19 protein-coding genes are annotated in these 19,335 nt (G+C 64.6%); 7 read left to right on the top strand and 12 right to left on the bottom strand.

Annotated elements, in window-relative coordinates:
• Positions 1-9 precede the first annotated feature (9 nt).
• A complete protein-coding gene (locus ABQJ48_RS15200) occupies positions 10-390 on the top strand; it encodes a sirohydrochlorin chelatase (RefSeq protein ID WP_367838828.1) in 381 nt (126 codons plus the stop codon).
• Positions 391-403: 13 nt separating this feature from the next.
• On the opposite strand, the gene cobA is transcribed toward ABQJ48_RS15200, so the two are convergent.
• The 6 genes from cobA to ABQJ48_RS15170 all read right to left on the bottom strand — a co-directional run bounded on the left by cobA (position 404) and on the right by ABQJ48_RS15170 (position 6,720).
• Positions 404-1,159, bottom strand: coding sequence for a uroporphyrinogen-III C-methyltransferase (gene cobA / locus ABQJ48_RS15195; protein WP_367838827.1), 756 nt, complete (start codon positions 1,157-1,159; stop codon positions 404-406).
• A 71-nt stretch (positions 1,160-1,230) separates the two neighbouring features.
• Positions 1,231-2,547 carry a sulfate adenylyltransferase subunit 1 gene (locus tag ABQJ48_RS15190; protein ID WP_367838905.1) on the bottom strand — a complete coding sequence of 439 codons (1,317 nt, stop codon included), beginning with the start codon at positions 2,545-2,547 and terminating at the stop codon, positions 1,231-1,233.
• Positions 2,548-2,605: 58 nt separating this feature from the next.
• Positions 2,606-3,568 carry a sulfate adenylyltransferase subunit CysD gene (gene cysD, locus ABQJ48_RS15185; protein WP_367838826.1) on the bottom strand — a complete coding sequence of 321 codons (963 nt, stop codon included), beginning with the start codon at positions 3,566-3,568 and terminating at the stop codon, positions 2,606-2,608.
• A gap of 143 nt (positions 3,569-3,711) precedes the next feature.
• On the bottom strand, positions 3,712-4,458 hold the full coding sequence (locus tag ABQJ48_RS15180; protein WP_367838825.1) for a phosphoadenylyl-sulfate reductase: 747 nt from the start codon (positions 4,456-4,458) through the stop codon (positions 3,712-3,714).
• Entirely contained in the window at positions 4,455-5,018 is a 564-nt protein-coding gene (locus tag ABQJ48_RS15175; RefSeq protein ID WP_367838824.1) for a DUF934 domain-containing protein, read from the bottom strand. Before ABQJ48_RS15175 ends, ABQJ48_RS15180 begins: the two co-directional genes overlap by 4 nt.
• Positions 5,019-5,040: 22 nt before the next feature.
• A complete protein-coding gene (locus tag ABQJ48_RS15170) occupies positions 5,041-6,720 on the bottom strand; it encodes a nitrite/sulfite reductase (protein ID WP_367838823.1) in 1,680 nt (559 codons plus the stop codon).
• 218 nt (positions 6,721-6,938) lie between these two features.
• On the opposite strand from ABQJ48_RS15170, the gene ABQJ48_RS15165 reads away from it, so the two are divergent.
• The 3 genes from ABQJ48_RS15165 (at position 6,939) to ABQJ48_RS15155 (ending at position 9,688) form a co-directional block, all read left to right on the top strand.
• Positions 6,939-7,880 carry a CysB family HTH-type transcriptional regulator gene (locus ABQJ48_RS15165; protein WP_367838822.1) on the top strand — a complete coding sequence of 314 codons (942 nt, stop codon included), beginning with the start codon at positions 6,939-6,941 and terminating at the stop codon, positions 7,878-7,880.
• 29 nt (positions 7,881-7,909) lie between these two features.
• Positions 7,910-9,082, top strand: coding sequence for an ABC transporter substrate-binding protein (locus ABQJ48_RS15160; RefSeq protein WP_367838821.1), 1,173 nt, complete (start codon positions 7,910-7,912; stop codon positions 9,080-9,082).
• Positions 9,083-9,427: 345 nt separating this feature from the next.
• Positions 9,428-9,688, top strand: coding sequence for a hypothetical protein (locus ABQJ48_RS15155; RefSeq protein ID WP_367838904.1), 261 nt, complete (start codon positions 9,428-9,430; stop codon positions 9,686-9,688).
• A gap of 59 nt (positions 9,689-9,747) precedes the next feature.
• On the opposite strand, the gene ABQJ48_RS15150 is transcribed toward ABQJ48_RS15155, so the two are convergent.
• The 6 genes from ABQJ48_RS15150 to ABQJ48_RS15125 all read right to left on the bottom strand — a co-directional run bounded on the left by ABQJ48_RS15150 (position 9,748) and on the right by ABQJ48_RS15125 (position 16,948).
• The gene (locus tag ABQJ48_RS15150; RefSeq protein WP_367838820.1) at positions 9,748-10,899 is read right to left on the bottom strand and encodes a Gfo/Idh/MocA family protein; all 1,152 of its coding nucleotides are present in this window, start codon (positions 10,897-10,899) and stop codon (positions 9,748-9,750) included.
• A 145-nt stretch (positions 10,900-11,044) separates the two neighbouring features.
• On the bottom strand, positions 11,045-12,094 hold the full coding sequence (locus tag ABQJ48_RS15145; protein ID WP_367838819.1) for a sugar phosphate isomerase/epimerase family protein: 1,050 nt from the start codon (positions 12,092-12,094) through the stop codon (positions 11,045-11,047).
• Between the two features lie 76 nt (positions 12,095-12,170).
• Complete coding sequence (locus ABQJ48_RS15140) at positions 12,171-13,133, bottom strand: substrate-binding domain-containing protein (RefSeq protein WP_367838818.1); 963 nt, start codon at positions 13,131-13,133, stop codon at positions 12,171-12,173.
• 253 nt (positions 13,134-13,386) lie between these two features.
• On the bottom strand, positions 13,387-14,400 hold the full coding sequence (locus ABQJ48_RS15135; RefSeq protein WP_367838817.1) for an ABC transporter permease: 1,014 nt from the start codon (positions 14,398-14,400) through the stop codon (positions 13,387-13,389).
• On the bottom strand, positions 14,381-15,868 hold the full coding sequence (locus ABQJ48_RS15130; RefSeq protein WP_367838816.1) for a sugar ABC transporter ATP-binding protein: 1,488 nt from the start codon (positions 15,866-15,868) through the stop codon (positions 14,381-14,383). Before ABQJ48_RS15130 ends, ABQJ48_RS15135 begins: the two co-directional genes overlap by 20 nt.
• 3 nt (positions 15,869-15,871) lie before the next feature.
• Entirely contained in the window at positions 15,872-16,948 is a 1,077-nt protein-coding gene (locus ABQJ48_RS15125) for a LacI family DNA-binding transcriptional regulator (protein ID WP_473094138.1), read from the bottom strand.
• Positions 16,949-17,350: 402 nt separating this feature from the next.
• Here ABQJ48_RS15125 and ABQJ48_RS15120 point away from each other — a divergent pair, with 402 nt between their 5' ends.
• From ABQJ48_RS15120 to ABQJ48_RS15110, 3 genes are all read left to right on the top strand, one after another.
• Complete coding sequence (locus ABQJ48_RS15120; protein ID WP_367838815.1) at positions 17,351-18,004, top strand: protein-L-isoaspartate O-methyltransferase family protein; 654 nt, start codon at positions 17,351-17,353, stop codon at positions 18,002-18,004.
• Between the two features lie 81 nt (positions 18,005-18,085).
• A complete protein-coding gene (locus tag ABQJ48_RS15115) occupies positions 18,086-18,409 on the top strand; it encodes a rhodanese-like domain-containing protein (protein WP_121316736.1) in 324 nt (107 codons plus the stop codon).
• Positions 18,410-18,644: 235 nt separating this feature from the next.
• Complete coding sequence (locus tag ABQJ48_RS15110) at positions 18,645-19,130, top strand: DUF2844 domain-containing protein (RefSeq protein WP_367838814.1); 486 nt, start codon at positions 18,645-18,647, stop codon at positions 19,128-19,130.
• Positions 19,131-19,335 lie beyond the last annotated feature (205 nt).

Here is a 19,335-nt window from a genome sequence, read left to right as displayed (position 1 = left end):
GCGGATGTCATGACAACGCACGGGCTGGTTCTGTTTGGGCATGGTGCGAGGGATCAGCGCTGGCGCGAACCGTTCGAGCGGCTCGCGCAAAAGCTCGAGGCCGCGCGCGCGACAGGCGGCGCGGCCGGCCCGGTGAGCCTGGCTTTTCTCGAATTGATGGAGCCTGATCTGCCTGCCGCGGTGGCTGGCCTCGTCGGTCAGGGCTGTGATGTGATTACCGTCGTGCCGGTGTTTTTCGGGCAAGGCGGGCATGTCAGAAAGGACTTGCCTGAAGCGATCGAGCGGTGCCGCGCGCGCCACGCGGGGGTTGAGATCAGGTGCGCGGTTGCGGCCGGCGAGGACGAAGCGGTGCTCGATGCGCTCGCGCAGTATTGCTTGCGGCAGGTTTGATGCCGGTTGCCTATCAGGCGGCCACCAATATCCCGTCCGCCGAACGAAGCACCTCGCGTTGCCGGGCAGCGAACGCCTCACCGATCATCAACAAGCTGGGCTGCGAAGCATCGACCCAGCGCTGCGCGTCGCCCGCGGCAAGCTCTTCAAGCGTCAGCGTGAGCATGCGCTCGCGTTCCGTGCTGCAAGCCTCGACAATCGCCACCGGGGTGGAAACCGGCTTGCCGGCATCGATCAACTGCTGCGCGATCTCAACGCCGCTATCGCGGCCCATATAAAACACCAGCGAATCCGCGTTCACCTGCTCCCGAATCTCGTCGGACCCAGGCGCACGGCTGAACGTAGCCAGCGCGACGCTGCGCGACACGCCGCGCAGCGTCAACGAACGCTTGAGCGAAGCCGCGCTGGCGAGCGCCGCGGTGATCCCAGGCACGACCTCGTACTCGATGCCCGCCGCTTCGAGCGCCCGCATTTCTTCGTCGGCGCGGCCGAATAGCATCGGGTCGCCGCCCTTCAGACGCACCACCACATCGTGCTCCAAAGCGGCGTCCACGATCTGCTTGTTGATGAACTGTTGCGCCGTCGACAGTCGACCGCAACGCTTGCCCACCGCAATGCGCCGCGCGCGCGCCGGCGCATAGTCGAGCATGGCCGGCTCGACGAGCGCGTCGTGCAGCACGACGTCGGCAAGAGCGAGTAGCCGTGCGCCGCGCACCGTAATCAGGTCCGCGGCACCCGGGCCCGCGCCGATCAGATAAACCTTACCCATGTGCATCAACCTGTTGGTTAGGGCGGGTCAGAGCGTAAGCGGCGCTGCGTCGCCGCCCGCCCGTCGCCCGCTTACGCCGAAAACGCCCGGATCATCCCGGCCGCGACGGTATGGTGCGTCGCCTCGTCGATCAGCACGAACGCGCCCGTGCCCGGATGCGAGTCGTACACGTCGCAGACAAGCGGCTTTTGCAACGTCAACGCGACGCGGCCGATGTCGTTCATCGCGAGTTCCTTGCGATCGGTTGCCTGTGACAGCGTATGCACGTCGAGCACTTCCCGGATCGCGCCGATCCGCGCGAACACCGTGCTGGTGGTTTGCTTGAGCAGGTACTTGCGTTGCGTCGACAGCGGCGTGTCGTCGAACCAGCAGAGGTCGGCCTCGAGCTTTTTCGCCGGCTCGGGCGCCGCTTCGCGCAGCACGAAGGTGTCGCCGCGCGACACGTCGACGTCTTCCGCGAGACGGATCGTCACCGTTTGACCCGCGAACGCGCGGTCCACCGCAGCCGTGCCGCCCACCACGGGCGCGATGATTTCCGCGACTGTCGCTTCGCGATTGGCCGGCAGCACGACGATCGTGTCGCCGAGCTTCACTTCGCCGGATTCGACGCGGCCCATGTAGCCGCGGAAATCGTCGGCCTGGCTGCCGTCCTGGCGGGCCACCCATTGCACCGGGAAACGCAATGCCTGGCCAGTCGGCGTTTGGACCGGCAACGCTTCGAGCAGGTCCAGCAGCGGCTCGCCCGCGTACCACGGCATGCTCTCGCTGGCGGTCACGATGTTGTCGCCCTTGAGCGCCGACACCGGCACGAAACGCACGTCGGTCAGGCCCAACTGGCGCGCGAGTTCGACATACGCATCGCGAATCTCGTCGAAACGCGTTTCGCTGTATTCGACCAGATCCATCTTGTTGATTGCGACGATCACGTGCTGCAAGCCGAGCAGCTTGACGATCGCGCTATGACGCTTGGTTTGCGGCAGCAGTTGCGCGACGCCGTCGACGAAGCTCACGCGTGTCGCGTCGACCAGGATGATCGCCGCGTGTGCGGTCGACGCGCCCGTCACCATATTGCGCGTGTATTGCTCGTGCCCCGGCGTGTCGGCGATGATGAATTTGCGCTTGGCCGTGGCGAAGTAGCGGTACGCGACGTCGATCGTGATGCCCTGCTCGCGTTCGGCTTCGAGGCCATCGGTCAACAGCGACAGATCGATTTCGTCGCCGACGGTGCGCTTGTTCTTTGCGCGCGACAGCGCGGAGAGCTGGTCGCTCAGCACGGCTTTGCTGTCGTACAGCAGGCGGCCGATCAATGTGCTTTTGCCGTCGTCGACGCTGCCCGCGGTAATGAAACGTAGCACGCCGAGGTCTTCAGGTTGATGAATACTCATAATGTTCCTTTGTCGATCAGAGTTAGCGCTTTAGCGCTTACTCTGGTCCCATGTCCCCGCCTCAGAAATACCCCTGCTTCTTGCGCTGTTCCATCGCGGCTTCCGAGACCTGATCGTCCATCCGCGTCGCGCCGCGTTCCGTGATTTCCGTCACGGCCGTTTCGGCGATGATCTTCTCGACATCGTCGGCATCGCTTTCCACCGGGCACGTGCAACTGATGTCGCCGACGGTGCGAAAACGCACCAGCGCGCTCTCGCTGACTTCGCCTTCGCGCATCGGCGTGAGCGGCGTGACCGGCACGAGCAGCCCATTGCGACGCACGATTTCGCGTTGATGCGCGTAATAGATCGACGGCAGTTCGAGCTGTTCGCGCGCGATGTACTGCCATACGTCGAGCTCGGTCCAGTTCGAGATCGGGAACACGCGCAGGTGTTCGCCGTTATGCAGACGCGCGTTGTACAGGCTCCACAGTTCCGGGCGTTGCGCCTTCGGGTCCCATTGGCCGAACTCGTCGCGAAACGAGAAGATGCGTTCTTTCGCACGGGCCTTCTCTTCGTCGCGGCGCGCGCCGCCGATCAGCGCAGTGTAGCCGTGCTGTTCGATGGTTTCGAGCAGCGTCACGGCCTGCGCGGCATTGCGCGAATCCGTTTCGCGGCGCAGCCGCACGGTGCCGCGCTTGATCGAATCTTCGACGTGACCCACCACCAGTTGCGCGCCGATTTCTTGTGCGCGGCGATCGCGGAAGTCGATCACTTCGCCGTAGTTGTGACCCGTGTCGATGTGCACGAGCGGGAACGGCAGCACGGTCTGGCGATTGGCGCCGATGCCAAAGGCCTTCAGCGCGAGATGCAGCACCACCACCGAATCCTTGCCGCCCGAGAACAGCAGCGCGGGCTTGCTGCATTCCGCGACCAGTTCGCGCAGGATGTGAATCGACTCGGCTTCGAGCCAATCGAGGTGATCCATCCGGTTCGCCGTGTTGGCAAGCGGAGCGTTGACAGTGGAATCGAGCGTGGTGCTCATATCTGGGTCCTTCGTTGATTCGCCCGGCGAGCGGTTGCTCGCTTCGGCGAAAGTATTCGAATCGGTAAGTGCGCGGTAGGTGGGGCGTTCGGGCTGCAAACCGAGGCCTCCGTTACTCTGTGTACTTGCGGGTACGCAAGAGCTCAGACTGAAGCGTTCTCGCTGCCCACAACCGGGATCGGAGTGATCGTCGTGATGTGCAGTCCGCATTCCTTCGTATCACGCGACTCCCACCACCAGCGCCCGGCGCGACTGTCCTCGCCGGGACGGATTGCGCGCGTGCACGGCTCGCAGCCGATGCTCGGATACCCGCGCGCATGCAGCGGATTGACCGGCACGTCGAATGCCTTGAGGTAATCCCACACCTCGCCCTCGGTCCAGTCCGTCAGCGGATTGAACTTGGCGATGTTGCGCGCGGCGTCGTGCTCTTCCTCGTGCAGTTCGGCACGCGTGACCGACTGCTCGCGGCGCTGACCCGTCACCCATGCGCTGACGTCCGACAGCGCTCGGTTCAGCGGCTCGACCTTGCGGATCTCGCAGCAGCGCTTGCGCAGATCGACGCTTTCATAGAACGCGTTCAGACCGTGGGAGCCGATGTATTCCTCGACCGCCGCAGCCTGCGGATGAAACTGTTCGATCTCGTAGCCATAGCGCTCGTTCACGCGCTGGAGCATGCCGAGGGTTTCCGCATGCAAGCGGCCCGTGTTCAGCGAAAAGATGCCGATCTTCACGCCACGCGACAGAATGGCGTGCGTAAGCAGCATGTCCTCCGCCGCGAGGCTGCTGGCGAGCTTCACGTTGGCGTGACGCGCGGCGATCGAGTCGAGCAGCGCATCGAGGCGCTCGACCTTCGCCGCGAGTTCCGGCGCGAGCAATTGAGCGTCGCTCATGCCGAAACCTTGCCTGCGGTTGCAGCAGTGGTTGCGGCAGTTGCCGCCGCGCGGCGGCGGAATAGCGGCGACGGGTCGTCCACCGCGCCCTGGTACTGAACGCTGAATTCGTCGAACGCTTTGAGCGCATCGTCGAAGTCTTTGTCCGCGCGCAGCGCATAGGAATCGAAGCCGCAACGGAACATGAACCTCAACTGGTCGCGCAGCACATCGCCGATCGCGCGCAATTCGCCCTTGTAGCCATAGCGCTCGCGCAACAGCCGGCCAATGCTATAACCCCGGCCGTCGCGAAATACCGGAAAGTCCACGGCGATCAGCGCGAGCTTGTCGAAGTCGCCGACGATCTCAGCCGGTTCGCTGTCCGGCGCGAGCCACACGCCGATCTGCGCCGCGCCGCGCGACGCGCTCAACGCGTCGCGTTCGGCTTGCCACAACGCGAGCGGCACCAGCACCTTGCCGGCCGGCAAATCGTTGACCGCGGGCAGCGAGCCGTCTTCCGCGGGACGCACGAGCGTCCAGTCATCGTTGACGATCGCGCGGTTCTTGATGATAGAAGCCATCTGTTCGGTATCCTTTGCGCGGTTACGCGTGAGCCGGTTGACGCGACGCGTACACGCGTTCCTTGAACGGCGCGATGCCGATGCGGTTATACGTTTCGATGAAGCGCTCGCCTTCCTGGCGGTTCTCGACGAAGGTGTCGATCACCTTGCTCATCACGTCCGGCATTTCTTCCGCCGAGAACGACGGGCCGATCACGCGGCCAAGATGCGCGCCGGTCGCGCCCGTGCCCTGCTCGCCGCCGAGGGTCACCTGGTACCACTCGGAGCCGTCCTTGTCGACGCCCAGAATGCCGATGTTGCCGACGTGATGGTGACCGCACGCATTGATGCAGCCCGAGATGTTCAGCGACACGTCGCCCAGGTCGTACACGTAGTCCAGATCGTTGAACCGTTCCTGGATCGCGAGCGCGATCGGAATCGACTTGGCATTCGCGAGCGAGCAGAAATCGCCGCCCGGGCACGAGATGATGTCGGTCAGCAAGCCGATGTTGGCCGACGCGAAACCTTGTGCCTTGGCCTTTTCCCACAGCGCGAAGAGGTCGCGCTTTCTGACGTTGGCGAGAATCAGGTTCTGTTCGTGCGACACGCGGATTTCACCGAACGAATACTCGTCGGCCCAATCGGCGACGGCTTCCATCTGCGTATCCGTGGCGTCGCCGGGGGCGACCGTGGCGGGCTTGAGCGACAGCGTCACCGATGCGTAGCCCGGCACCTTGTGCGGCCGCACGTTGCGCTCGACCCAGCGCGCGAATGCGCGGCTTTCCAGCAGATGCTTCTCGTACGATACGTCGGTATTCGGCAGCTTGTCGTAGACCGGCGGCTGGAAGTACTGGCTCACGCGGTCCACTTCCGCCTGCGTGAGGGTCGACGGGCCGTCCTTCAGGTGCTGCCACTCTTCTTCGACCTGCGCCGAGAACTTTTCCGGGCTCAACGCCTTCACGAGAATCTTGATGCGCGCCTTGTACATGTTGTCGCGGCGGCCATAGCGGTTGTACACGCGCAGCACCGCTTCGCAGTACGTCAGCAGATGCTGCCACGGCAGGTCGCGGCGGATCACCGCGCCGATGAGCGGCGTGCGGCCCAGCCCGCCGCCCGCCAGGATGTCGACCACCAGTTCGCCTTGCCCGTTCTTCCTCAGATACACGCCCATGTCGTGAATCTGCACGGCCGCGCGGTCTTCTTTCGAACCCGACACGGCGATCTTGAACTTGCGCGGCAGCCATGCGAACTCGGGGTGGAACGTGGACCATTGGCGCAGGATTTCGGCCCAGGGACGCGGATCGACGACTTCGTCCGGCGCCACGCCGGCGAACTGGTCGGCCGTGATGTTGCGGATGCAGTTGCCGGAGGTCTGGATGCCATGCATCTGCACTGCGGCGAGCTTGCGCAGGATTTCCGGCGTTTCTTCGAGCTTGATCCAGTTGTACTGGATGTTCGAGCGCGTCGAGAAATGGCCGTACCCGCGGTCGTGTTCGCGCGCGATCTGCGCGAGCACGCGCATCTGGTCGCTGCGCAGATTGCCGTACGGGATCGCGATGCGGTGCATGTACGCGTGGCGCTGAAGGTACAGGCCGTTCTGCAGGCGCAGCGGACGGAACTCCTCTTCGCTCAATTCGCCCGACAAGCGGCGACGAACCTGATCGGCGTATTGCGCGACGCGTTCATCGACGATGGTCTGGTCGTACTGATCGTATTGGTACATTCGGGGACCCCAGTTTTTGGCGTGACACACGACGGTCCGACTCGCCGCGCCTTAGATGTCCGTCTTTGTCAGCAACCGCGAACGAGCGTTCAGACTAAACGTTCATTTGCTTATGACAAATACAGATACCCATATTGAAAAAGATGGACAGATCGTAATAAACTCGCCTTATATTTCAAACGACTAAAAAATTCTTTTGATATGCGCAGAGGTTATATATGAACCTGCATCAATTCCGCTTCGTTCGCGAGGCGGTGCGGCAGAAATTCAACCTCACCGAGGCTGCCAAGGCGCTGTTCACGAGCCAGCCGGGCGTTTCAAAGGCGATCATCGAGCTGGAGGACGAGCTGGGCGTCGAGATTTTCACGCGGCACGGCAAACGCGTGCGTTCGCTGACCGAACCGGGGCGCATCATTTTGCAGTCGGTCGAAAAGATTTTGCAGGAGGTGGAGAGCCTGAAGCGCGTCGGCAAGGACTACGCGGCGCAGGATCAGGGCAATCTGGTGATCGCGGCGACGCACACCCAGGCGCGCTACTCGCTGCCGGCCGCGATCGCCGAGTTCAAGAAACGCTTTCCCAAAGTCCACCTTTCGATTCTGCAAGGCAGCCCGACCCAGGTCGCCGAGATGGTGCTGCACGACCAGGCCGATCTGGCCATCGCCACCGAGGCCATCGCCAACTACAAGGAGCTGGTGTCGCTGCCCTGCTTCCAGTGGCATCACGTGGCGGTCATGCAGCCGGACCATCCGCTGCTGGACCGCAAGCTTTTGTCGCTGGACGATCTGACCCAGTATCCGCTGATTACGTATGACAATGCGTTCGCCGGCCGCACCAAGATCAACGAGGCGTTCCGCCTGCGCGCGCTGCATCCGGACATCGTGCTCGAAGCAATCGACGCGGACGTGATCAAGACCTATGTGGAACTGGGACTCGGCGTGGGCATCATGGCGGACATCGCGTTCAACGCCGAGCGCGACCGTCATCTGCGCGCGATGCCGGTGGGCCACCTGTTCGGCAGCAACGTGACGCGCGTCGCGCTGAAACAGGGAGCCTATCTGCGCAGCTATGTGTACACGCTCGTCGAGCTGCTGTCGCCGAGCATGAACCGCAAGCTGATCGAACAGGCGCTCAAGGGCGAACACGAAACCTACGAACTTTGACTCACCGCTTTTCGCTACGGAGACCCCCGATGAAGTCGCATAACAAAAAACGTCGCAACCCATTTCGCGGCGCAGCCGCTCTCGGCGCGCTGTTGCTCGCCACCGCGGCCCATGCCGAGCTGAAGGTCGGCATCGATCTGTCGAGCACCGGCCCGGCGGCCGTGATCGGCATCACCAGCAAGAATGCGATGCTGATGTGGCCCGCGACGATCGCCGGCCAGAAAGCCGACTACATTTTCCTCGACGACGCATCCGACCCCGGCACGGCCGTGCGCAACATCCGCAAGCTGATCAACGAGGACCACGTCGACGTGATCGTCGGGCCGAACATCACGCCGGCCGCGATGGCCGCGCTCGACCCGGTCGCCGACAGCCAGACGCCGATGATCACGCTGGTCGGCTCGGCCAGCGTGGTAGAGCCGCAAGAGGGCAAGAAGGTCTGGGCCTACAAGATGGCGCAGACCGACAGCGCGATGGCCGACGTGATGACGCGCTACATGTCGAACCACAACGTGAAGACGGTGGGCTTCATCGGCTTCGCAGACGGCTACGGCGAGAGCTGGCTCAACGAGTTCAGCAAGTTCGCGGCGCTGCGTCACATTCAGCTGGTCGCGACCGAGCGCTATAACCGCACGGATGCGAGCGTGACCGGTCAGATTCTGAAGCTGATGGCCGCCAGGCCGGATGCGATCCTCATCGCGGGTGCGGGCACGCCGACGGTGCTGCCGCAGCGCACGTTGGTCGAACGCGGCTATAAAGGGCCGATCTATCAGACTCACGGCATCGCCACGCCCGAATTCATCAAGCTGGGCGGCAAGGACGTGGAAGGCACGCTCTTTCCGACCCAGCCGGTCGTGGTCGCCCGCACGCTGCCGGCCGATCATCCGGCGAGGAAGGCGGCGCTCGCGTTCACCAACGCGTACGAGGCGAAGTACGGTGCCGGCAGTGTCACGCAATTCGCGGGCGATGCGGCGGGCGTCTATCCGCGTTTGCAGGATGCGGTGACGCGCGCGCTGAAAACCGCGCAGCCGGGCACGCCGGCGTTTCGTGTTGCGTTGCGCGACGAACTGGAGCACGCGCATGAACTGGTCGTGCCGAACGGCGTGGTCAACACGAGTCCGAAAGACCACGTCGGTCTGGACCAGCGGGCGAGCGTGATGGGCACGATCCGCGACGGCAAGTTCGTTTATCTCAGTCAGTAAGGGGTCTTCCTTGCGCGGCCGTTTGCGGTGAGCCGTGCAGACCACGGAGCGACGCGAGCGTTCGCGGGGCATGCCTGAACCGAACGGAGCGTTTGCAGCACGGCTCGCGTCGATCGCAAGCGTGGGGTGACCGAGGCCGGCGTGACGGACGGCGCCGGCAGATAATTTGGCGGTCCAGTCAAGCATGCATGACGACAACCCCGACAAGCTGTGGCGACGGCTGACCGCCGCGCAATTTCGACCGCACCTGCGTGTTCCGGCGATGACCGCCGGGCGCGCGGCTGCGGCGAACTTGTTAAAGTAGCAATCTCTGCCCTATCTCTGCCCTATCAGCCGTCCCACACCATGCGCACCACCCGAGCCATCCACGCAGTAGAACGGCTGAAAGCGCGCAGCGGCAATCCGCAGTTCGCCGCGATCAGCCTCTCCGGCGGCCTGTTCTATCTGGTCGACAAATCGAGCGGCACCGACAAAAAGGTCTGCGATCCGTTGACGCTCGATGACTTCGTCAAATTCGTCGATGGTTTCGGCCCGCAGAAACCGCGCAAGGCGAGCAAGCTCGATATCGCGTTTGAAGAGCAGATCAAAAAGAGCAAGGGCGGATGACGCTCGGTCGAACACGGCGACGCCTGGCTCACCACCGCTTTCAGACTGCCCCAAACCGCTCAAGCCGCTTCGATTTCACGCCACTGCCCCTGCGCCGCGCTGCTCGCGAGCACCGCATCGATGAAGCGCAGCCCCGCCACACCATCATCCACAGTCGTCAGCAGACGACTTTCCGCAGGCAACGCGCGACCTTCGTCCAATGCTTCGATCTGCAATGCGGCGTCCTTGTACAACTGCGCGAACGCTTCCAGATAACCCTCCGGGTGTCCGGGCGGCACGCGCGTCGCGTGCGCCGCGGGCGCGCTCGTCACGCGCGCCCGCGTGAACCGCTCGGCGAACCCGCCCAGCGGCGTGAACCATAGCTCGTTCGGCTGCTCCTGATCGAAAGCGAGGCTGGCCTTCGTTCCGTACACCCGCAGCCGCAGCGCATTCTCCGCGCCGCTCGCCACCTGGCTCGCCCATAACATGCCGCGCGCGCCGTTCGCATAGCGCAGCATCGCCTGCACGTGATCGTCGATGCGCCGTCCCGGCACGAAGGTATGCAGTTCCGCCGACAGTGCGCGAGGCGTCATCCCCGTGACGAAGGCGGCGAGCTGATAGGCGTGCGTGCCGATATCGCCGAGACAGCCCGCCGGGCCCGCCAGCGCAGGGTCCGTGCGCCAGCCGGCCTGCTTGTTCAAACCACCGGCTTCGACCGGTTCGGCCAGCCAGTCCTGTGCGTATTCCACCTGCACCACGCGAATCTCGCCCAGTTCGCCGCGCTCGACCAGCTCGCGCGCATGACGCACCAGCGGATAGCCGGAGTAGGTATGCGTGAGTGCGAACAGCTTGCCTTTGTCGCGAGCGAGTTTCGCGAGCGCTTCGCCTTCGGCGAGCGAAATCGCCAGCGGCTTGTCGCACACGACGTGGATGCCTGCTTCGAGAAACGCCGTCGCCACCGGCGCATGCAGATGATTGGGCGTGACGATCGCGACCGCGTCGATGCCGTCGTCGCGCACAGCTTCGGCGCGCGCCATCTCGCGCCAGTCCGCGTAGCTGCGCGCAATGCCGGCCTCGGCGGCGCTCGCCTGCGCGCGCTGCGGGTCGGACGACAAGGCGCCTGCCACCAGTTCGAAACGATCGTCGAGCCGCGCCGCGATCCGATGTACCGCGCCGATGAACGCGCCCTGCCCACCACCGACCATGCCCAGCTTCAACCTTTTTTGCTGCATCGCTTACTCCTTCGTTGGGAGGCTGCGGCGAAAGCGTGGTGACGCGGGTTGCCACGTTGCAGCGTCGCCCGCGGCCTCGCTTCTGGGCTTCTGTGCTTGAGCCCCTGCCTCTTTCACGTTCGCAAATCGCGCCACAAAACTTCGCTCACAGCCCAAGGACACGCTTGACCTGCGCATCGTCCACACCACTGCCGGCGAAATCGTCAAACGCATGTTCGGCCACGCGAATGATGTGCCGGCGAATGAACTCCGCGCCCTCGCGCGCGCCGTCGTGCGGATGCTTGAGCGCACACTCCCATTCGAGCACGGCCCAGCCCGGAAAATCGAATTGCGCCATCTTCGAGAAGATCGCGCCGAAGTCGATCTGTCCATCCCCAAGGGATCTGAAGCGTCCCGCGCGTTCGACCCAGCCGCTGTATCCGCCATACACACCCTGCTTGCCGTTCGGCCGGAACTCCGCGTCCTTCACATGAAACGCCTTGATGCGCTCGTGATAGATGTCGATGAACGCGAGGTAGTCGAGCTGCTGCAGCACGAAATGGCTCGGATCGTAGAGGAGGTTCGCGCGCGCGTGCTGCTTCACGCGATCGAGAAAGCGCTCGAAGCTCGCGCCGTCGTGCAGGTCTTCGCCCGGATGCAATTCGTAGCACACGTCCACGCCGGCTTCGTCGAACGCGTCGAGAATCGGCGTCCAGCGGCGCGCGAGTTCGTCGAACGCCGCTTCGACGAGCCCCGCCGGACGCTGCGGCCACGGGTACACGTAAGGCCACGCCAGCGCGCCGGAAAAAGACACGTGGGTGCTCAGGCCCAAACGCCGCGACGCCTTCGCTGCGAGCTTCAGCTGTTCGATCGCCCACTGCGTGCGCGAGGCGGGGTCGCCTCGCACCCGCGGCGCGGCGAAGCCGTCGAACAGCACGTCGTACGCCGGATGCACGGCGACCAGTTGGCCTTGCAGATGCGTCGACAGTTCGGTGATCGTCACGCCCGCGTCGTCCACGGTCTGACGCAACTCGTCGCAATACGTCTGGCTCGCCGCCGCCTGTTCAAGATCGATCAGGCGCGCGTCGCACGGCACCTGTATTCCCTTGAAGCCGAGACCCGCGGCCCATTGCGCCAGATGCGCAAGATTGTCGAACGGCACCTCGTCGCCCATGAACTGCGCGAGAAAGATCGCCGGCCCTTTGATGGTTTTCATCGTACGGTCCCTCTAACGATCGCATACGGGCCGCGCCACTGCAGTGTGGACGCCGCCCGCGCGTGCCACGCGCCGCTCAGAACGGCGAGTCCGGAAAATAGAACTGCTGCGCGTTTTCCTTGGTGATCAGCACCGACGGAATGATGGTGGTCGGCGGCAGCTTCTCGCCCTTCAGACGCGCCTCGGCGGTCAGCTTGATCGCGTCGTAGATGAATTTCGGCGAGTACGACACGTCGGCCTTGATCATCGGCGCGCCGTCCATCACGTTCTTCACCATGCCCTTCGAGCCCGCGCCGCCGAACACGATCTTGATGTCGTTGCGCTTGGCCTGGTCGATCGCCTTCAGCACGCCGACCGCCATGTCGTCGTCGGCGGCCCATACGGCGTCGATGTGCTTGAAGCGCGTCAGGTAGTCCTGCATCACCTTGAACGCGTCGTCGCGATTCCAGTTCGCGTACTTGCCGTCGAGAATCTTGATGTCGGGATAGTTTTTCAGCACGCCGGTGAAGGCGGCCCAGCGTTCGTTGTCGAGCGTGGTCGGAATGCCGCGCAGCGCGACGATGTTGCCCTTGCCGTCGAGCGCTTTGGCCAGGTACTCGGCGGGAATCTTGCCGAACGCGGTGTTGTCGCCCGCCACATACGCATCTTGCGCGCTCGTGTCGGTCAGGCCGCGGTCGACCACCGTCACGTACACGCCTTTCTTCTTCACCTGCGCGACCGGTTGCGTGAGCGAAGCCGATTCGAACGGGAAGATCACGAGCGCGTTGATCTTGTTGACCGTCACCAGATCCTGCAACTGGTTCGCCTGTTCCGGCGCGCCGGCCGCCGTTTTGACGATGACCTTGAGATCGGGATGCGCTTTCTCGAGATCGGCTTTGGCCTTGTTGGCCCACCAGACGATGCCGCCCGTGAAGCCGTGGTCGGCTGTCGGAATCGCGACGCCCAGCGTGACCTTGTCGTCGGCACGCGCGAGCCCTGCCGTGCCCAGTATCCCCAACGCCAGCATGCCGGCGCCGACCGCTCGAATGACCTGCTTCATGGTTGTGTCTCCAATCGCATGCACTTGTATGTCGATGGGGGTCGGCGCTTTGCCGCTGACTCCCATCCCCATGCAAGACGGTTGCTAAAGTGAGGCGTTCGGGCGCCCCGATTTTTGGACCTGCCGGTGTGTTGCCTGGTGTTGCTTGGTGTTGCCTGGTGTTGCGTGGTATTGCCTGGTGTTGCCCGTTGCCTGGTGTTGCCCGTTGCCTGCTGCCTGATACTGCCCGTTATTGCGATGTGAAGCGCTGACCCTACCGCCGCCCGCGCTGCACGAACGCGACGAAGATGATCACCACGCCCTGCACCGCCGCGTTCAGATACACGCTGATGATGCTGGTCAGATTCAGAATGTTGGCGATCACCGACAACAGGATCGCGCCGATCACCGTGCCGATCACGCGTCCTTCGCCGCCCTTGAGCGCCGTGCCGCCGACCACCACCGACGCGATGGCCTCCAGCTCCCACAAGAGGCCGGTGGTCGGCGTGGCCGAGCCGAGCCGCGGCACGTAGAGCACGGTGGCCACGCCCACGCAGATGCCGAGCAGCACATAGGTGACGATCTTCACCGTATCGACGCGAATCGCCGCATAGCGCGCGACCTGTTCGTTGGAGCCGATCGCCTGCACATGTCTGCCGAAGGTGGTGCGATTGAGGATCAGCGCGCCGCCCGCCGCGACGACGAGAAACACCCAGATCGGCACCGGCACGCCGAACAGGCTCGCGTAGTACACCGGCCCATATAGATCGGACAACGAATTATCCAGCGTCAGTGCGCCGCCGTCGGCGAGCCACGTGAGCACCGCCCGAAAGATTCCGAGCGTGCCCAGCGTGACGATGAACGGCTCGATGCGTCCTTTGGTGATCAACAGGCCGTGCGCGCAGCCGAACAGCCCGCCGAGCAGGAGCGCCGCGACGATGCCGATCGCCACGATCATCAGCGGCGCCAACGCGTGGCCGGCGCCACTCGCCGCAAGCCCGTTCATCAGCCAGATCATGCTGCCCGCGATCAGCGCCGCCATAGACCCGACCGACAGATCGATGCCGCCCGAAATGATCACGAAGGTCATGCCGACCGCGATGATGCCGATGAACGACGTGCGCGTGAGCACGTTCATCAGGTTGTCGAGCGTCGCGAAGTCGCGGTTCAGCAACGTGCCGGCGATGCACAGCAGAATCAGCCCGACGAGCGGCCCGAGCGCGTACAGTCGATGCGCGAAGCGCAGCGCGCGGCCGGATTGCACGGCTTCAGTGGGTGCCGGTCGCATGAGCGATCAACTCCTCTTCGGTGAGATGCTCGAGTGTCAGCGTGGCCTGCAGGCGTCCCGCGCGCATCACGGCGACGCGGTGGCACAAGCCGATCAGCTCGATCAGTTCGGATGAAATGACGATCACTGCGCGGCCTTGCGCGGCGAGCCGATGAATCAGGAAATAGATGTCGCGTTTGGCGCCGACATCGACGCCGCGCGTCGGCTCGTCGAGCACGATCACGTTCGGATCGGGCTGCAGGAACTTGGCGAGCGCGAGCTTCTGCTGGTTGCCGCCGGAGAGCATGCGCGCGCGGCTCGACAGGTCGCCGGTGCGGATGCCGAATTCGCCGACCGCCTTCGTCAACGCCGCGCGTCCCGCCTTCATGTCGAGCAGCGGATGCGCGTAGCGTTCGAGCGTCATCAGCGTCACGTTGTCCTGCAGGCTCAGATCCACGTGCAGGCCCTTGCCCTTGCGGTCCTCGCTGAGATACGTGAGGCCGTGGCGCATCGCTTCGCGCGGGCTCTTGAGATCAGCGCGCCGGCCGCCGATCTCGATGCGCCCCGCAGTGCGCTTGCGCAGGCCGATGAGCGCTTCGAAGGCCTCGGTGCGGCCCGCGCCGACGAGGCCCGCGAAGCCCAGCACCTCGCCCGCGCGCACGTCGAAGCTGAGCTCGTCTACCCAGCCGGGCACGGCAAGGCCTTCGACCTGCAACGCGAGCGGCGCGTCGGCGGGCACGGTGAGCTTGTCGGGGAACATGTCCGACACGTCGCGCCCGACCATCAGGTTCGCCATCTGCTGACGCGCGAGCGCCGCCGTCTCGCTGCGCGCGACGAAGCGGCCGTCGCGCATCACGATCACTTCGTCGGTGATGCGCTCGACTTCATCCAGCTTGTGCGAGATGTAGACGATGGTCACGCCGTCGGCCTTGAGCTTCGCCATCAGCGTGAAGAGCCGCTCGGTCTCCGACGGCGTCAGCGTGGCGGTCGGCTCGTCCATGATCAGCAAGCGCGCGCGGCGCGACAGCGCCTTCGCGATCTCCACCATCTGCTTCTCCGCGACGATCAGCTCGCGCACCCGCGTGTCCGGCGCTTTCTCCAGCCCGACCTGAGCGAGATAACGCGCGGCCTCGGCGCGCATCGCGGCGTCGTCGAGAAACCAGCCGCGCCGCTTTTCGTGGCCGAGGTACATGTTCTGCGCGATCGTCAGGTGCTCGGCAAGGTTGAACTCCTGATGGATCAGCACGATGCCCTGCGCTTCGGCTTCGCGCGAACCGGCGAACTGCTGCTCGCGGCCCTCGACCAGCAAGGTGCCTGAAGTCGCGGTTTCGTAGCCGGCGAGAATTTTCATCAGCGTCGATTTGCCCGCGCCGTTCTCGCCGAGCAGACCGTAGATGCGACCGGGCGTCAACTCGAAACTCACGCCGTGCAGCACGCGCACGGGGCCGAAGTCTTTGCGGATGTCGTCGAAACGGATGGCGAGGCTCATGCGTCAAGCGCTCCCGCGAATCACGAGCCGATGCGGCAGCAGCACGCCCGGCACGTTCGCCAACGGATTCGCCAGACGCTGCAACAACAGACGCGCGGCGGTTTCGCCCAGCTCGCGCATCGGCTGCGCGATGGTGGTGAGCGGCGGGTCGATCTGCGCGGCAAGCGAAATGTCGTCGAAGCCGACCACCGCGACATCGTCCGGCACCTGCTTGCCCAGGCTGCGCAAGCCGTGGATCACGCCGATCGCCAACGTGTCGGAGACCGCGAAGATCGCGCTGGGCGCGCGCGATTGCTCGGTCAACGCGACCGCCGCCGACGCGCCCGCCTCATAGTCGAGGCTGTTCAGGTTCATCCGCCAGCGCGAATCGGGCGCGATGCCCGCTTCGGTGAGCGCGTCGAGATAGCCTTGCTGACGCTGCTGCGCGTACAGGTAGTCGACGTCCGAGTTGATCAGCCCGATGCGCCGGTGCCCGCGCGCGAGCAGGTGGCGCACGGCGTCGCCGGCGGCGCGGTAGTTGTCGATTCCCACGTACGGCACGCCGACCGCCGGATCGAACTCGCAGCAAGCGACCCACGGCAGCGCGCCGGACTCGCCGCCGAACGCCTGCTGGATGGTGGCCGGGTCGAGGCAGATCGCGCCGTCCGCGCGGCGGCGGCGCAGCAGGTCGAAGTAGCTGCGCTCGCGGCCGGGGTCGGCGCCGGTGTCGCACAGCAGCATGAAGTAGCCGTGTTGACGCGCGACGCTGTCGATGCCGCGCACGATCTCCGCGTAAAACGGATTGCCGACGTCCGGCACCATGGTGAGCAGCAGCCGGCTTTCGGAGGTGCGCAGATTGCGCGCGAGTTCGTTGACGCGATAGCCGCTCTCGTCGACCGCGGCGAGCACCTTGTCACGCGTGGCGGGCCGCACGTTCTCATGGCCGTTCAGCACGCGCGACACCGTCGCCACGGACACCCCCGCCTGCCGTGCGACGCCGGCGATCGACGAGGCTGCGGCGACGCGCTGCGGCACGCCTCCCGGTGGGGAAGCCGGGTTGGACACTGCCGCTGCAGGCGCCTTGAACGACGATCTGGACAAGTGACCTCGCGTGGGGAGAATGTAATCGATTACATTCTTGGGCGATGCAAGCCGGAATCGCAAGGACGAATCGCTAGGGATTAATACGGGGTCGGGCGGCGGTGCGGCGCGAAGGGCGCGCGAACCGGAGATGTCGCTGCCGCGGCTGGCCACGGCCGGCCCGGGCCCCGTGCCCGCAGCGGCACGGCTGGCCCCCGCCATTTGGTACAATCCCGCAGTTACCTTGGCGCTGCTTGCGGCCCGAATCGTTGGAGTCTCGTTCGCGAGGTTCGGGCGAGCTTCGGGAAGCTGTCCGCCGGAGGCAAAAAAGTCAATGGCGGCATTTGCGAACGCAATCCAGCGCATCGTCGAACGCTTCGTCGAACTGCCGCCCACTCGCCAAACCAAACCGCCGAATCCATCATGAACATCGAGCAAGCGCGTTTCAACATGATCGAACAGCAGATCCGCCCCTGGGAGGTGCTCGACCAGGACGTGCTGAATCTGCTGTCGGTCGTCAAACGTGAAAACTTCGTCCCTGCGGTCTACCGCGAGCTGGCCTTCGTCGACTTCGAAGTGCCGCTGCCAGCCGGTCAGCACATGCTGGCACCGCGCATCGAAGCGCGCGTGCTGCAGGAACTCGTTGTGAAGAAACACGAAAGCGTGCTGGAAGTCGGCGCGGGCTCGGGTTATATGGCGGCACTGCTCGCGCATCGCGCGCAGCATGTGCTGACGGTGGATATCGAACCGGAACTGGCCGAGCTGGCTCGCAGCAACCTGATCGCCAATGGCGTGCTCAACGCCGAAGTCGCCACCGGCGACGCATCGCGCGGCTGGCCCGGTGCTGCGCCCTATGACGTGATTTGCGTGTCGGGCGGCCTGCCGGTGCTGCCCCAGGAAATCCTCGAACAGCTGAAGATCGGCGGGCGCCTCGCGGCATTCGTCGGCACCGCGCCGGTCATGAAGGCGCAAATCATCACGCGTATCGACGACAAGCAGTTCCGCATCGCCGACGTGTTCGAAACCTACGTCGAACCGCTGATCAACGCCGTGCAACCGCCGCGCTTCAAGTTTTAAGCCATACGTCGTATGTCGATACGTCGACATGTCGATCCGGACGGCCCGCATCGGGCCGTCCTTTGAACTGGATGTCCGCTGATGCAAAATCTGACCGCTCCCGCGCTCGCCGAATGGCTCGCCGACACCTCGCGCCCCGCACCTGTACTGCTCGACGTGCGCGAGCCGTGGGAATTGCAAACCGCGTCGATCGCCGGCGCCGTGTCGATCCCGATGCGTGAGATCCCCGCGCGCAGCGAAGAACTCGATGACGACGCGCAGATCGTCTGCGTCTGCCATCACGGCGCGCGCAGCGCGCAGGTCGCGATGTTCCTCGAATCGCGCGGCCATACCAACGTGTTCAATCTGCAAGGCGGCATCGACGCATGGTCGCGTCAGGTCGACCCCTCCGTTCCGACCTATTAAACGCCGCGTCGCAATGACGCGCGAGCCATCCTCCGACTCCTTACCCTAGCCGGCACCCCTACGATGGGCCGGCCCACCGGGCCGTTCATCGCGATCTGACGCCAGCCTCGACGGCATTTGTCCACGCGCAGTTAGCGCCGGCTTGCGCCGTTTCCCGTCTTCTATTCAGACTTTTCCTCTGCTCCTGATAACGGCGCGCGGGCACCATGCTCCGACCTGTTTTCTGGAGCATCGGATGAGACTTATCAAGCTCGCGCTGGCGATCGCCGCCCTGGCGCCGCTCGCGTGCTACGCGACGTTGGGCGCGGCGCCGGCGACCCGGACACACACCGTGGCGGCGGCGCGGTCCTCGCTACAGGCGGCGACGCCCGGCCCTGCGGCTGGCGCGGCGGCGGCGACTACGCCTGCGCCGGCGCAGTACACGATGCGCGAGGCGAACGACGTCGACGGTGTGACCATCCGCGAATATGTGCTGCCAACCAACGTGGTGTTCGCCGTCACGTGGCACGGTCCGGTGCGCCCGGACATGAGCGAGCTGCTCGGCAGCTACTTCGCGAACTTCGTGAGTGCCAGCGATGGCCGCGCGCGCGGCATCGGACCCATGGTCCAGCACAACGGCGACTTCCACATCGAGTCGGCCGGCCATACCGGCTACTTCTTCGGCAAGGCCTATCTGCCGCGCCTCGTTCCCGCCAATGTCCGCATGGAGAATCTGCAATGAAGCGGCGCGTGGATTCATCGAATAACAACACAATGACGACTCTCAACAAGAAGCTTTGCTGCGCGCTTGTGAGCGCCGGCGTCGCGCTGTCCGCCTGCGGCGGTGGCGGCGACGATGGCAGTGCTACCGTGGCGAACAATAGCGATAAGCCGGCGGCGCCCGCGCCGGGTCCCGGCGCAAATGGCGCTCAAACGCAAGGTAAGAC

Source organism: Paraburkholderia suaedae (assembly GCF_040812055.1).
Lineage (GTDB): Bacteria > Pseudomonadota > Gammaproteobacteria > Burkholderiales > Burkholderiaceae > Paraburkholderia.
Note: the sequence above shows the minus strand (reverse complement) of the source record. Positions and strands in the feature narration are given on the sequence as shown.

Excerpts from the sequence above, each read along its gene's own strand:
- ABQJ48_RS15150 (WP_367838820.1), bottom strand. The coding sequence starts at position 10,899 with ATGCAGCAAAAAAGGTTGAAGCTGGGCATGGTCGGTGGTGGGCAGGGC.
- ABQJ48_RS15155 (WP_367838904.1), top strand. The coding sequence starts at position 9,428 with ATGCGCACCACCCGAGCCATCCACGCAGTAGAACGGCTGAAAGCGCGC.
- ABQJ48_RS15175 (WP_367838824.1), bottom strand. The coding sequence starts at position 5,018 with ATGGCTTCTATCATCAAGAACCGCGCGATCGTCAACGATGACTGGACG.
- ABQJ48_RS15165 (WP_367838822.1), top strand. The coding sequence starts at position 6,939 with ATGAACCTGCATCAATTCCGCTTCGTTCGCGAGGCGGTGCGGCAGAAA.
- ABQJ48_RS15140 (WP_367838818.1), bottom strand. The coding sequence starts at position 13,133 with ATGAAGCAGGTCATTCGAGCGGTCGGCGCCGGCATGCTGGCGTTGGGG.
- ABQJ48_RS15130 (WP_367838816.1), bottom strand. The coding sequence starts at position 15,868 with ATGAGCCTCGCCATCCGTTTCGACGACATCCGCAAAGACTTCGGCCCC.
- ABQJ48_RS15115 (WP_121316736.1), top strand. The coding sequence starts at position 18,086 with ATGCAAAATCTGACCGCTCCCGCGCTCGCCGAATGGCTCGCCGACACC.
- cysD (WP_367838826.1), bottom strand. The coding sequence starts at position 3,568 with ATGAGCACCACGCTCGATTCCACTGTCAACGCTCCGCTTGCCAACACG.
- ABQJ48_RS15120 (WP_367838815.1), top strand. The coding sequence starts at position 17,351 with ATGAACATCGAGCAAGCGCGTTTCAACATGATCGAACAGCAGATCCGC.
- ABQJ48_RS15200 (WP_367838828.1), top strand. The coding sequence starts at position 10 with ATGACAACGCACGGGCTGGTTCTGTTTGGGCATGGTGCGAGGGATCAG.
- cobA (WP_367838827.1), bottom strand. The coding sequence starts at position 1,159 with ATGGGTAAGGTTTATCTGATCGGCGCGGGCCCGGGTGCCGCGGACCTG.
- ABQJ48_RS15110 (WP_367838814.1), top strand. The coding sequence starts at position 18,645 with ATGAGACTTATCAAGCTCGCGCTGGCGATCGCCGCCCTGGCGCCGCTC.
- ABQJ48_RS15135 (WP_367838817.1), bottom strand. The coding sequence starts at position 14,400 with ATGCGACCGGCACCCACTGAAGCCGTGCAATCCGGCCGCGCGCTGCGC.
- ABQJ48_RS15160 (WP_367838821.1), top strand. The coding sequence starts at position 7,910 with ATGAAGTCGCATAACAAAAAACGTCGCAACCCATTTCGCGGCGCAGCC.
- ABQJ48_RS15180 (WP_367838825.1), bottom strand. The coding sequence starts at position 4,458 with ATGAGCGACGCTCAATTGCTCGCGCCGGAACTCGCGGCGAAGGTCGAG.
- ABQJ48_RS15170 (WP_367838823.1), bottom strand. The coding sequence starts at position 6,720 with ATGTACCAATACGATCAGTACGACCAGACCATCGTCGATGAACGCGTC.
- ABQJ48_RS15145 (WP_367838819.1), bottom strand. The coding sequence starts at position 12,094 with ATGAAAACCATCAAAGGGCCGGCGATCTTTCTCGCGCAGTTCATGGGC.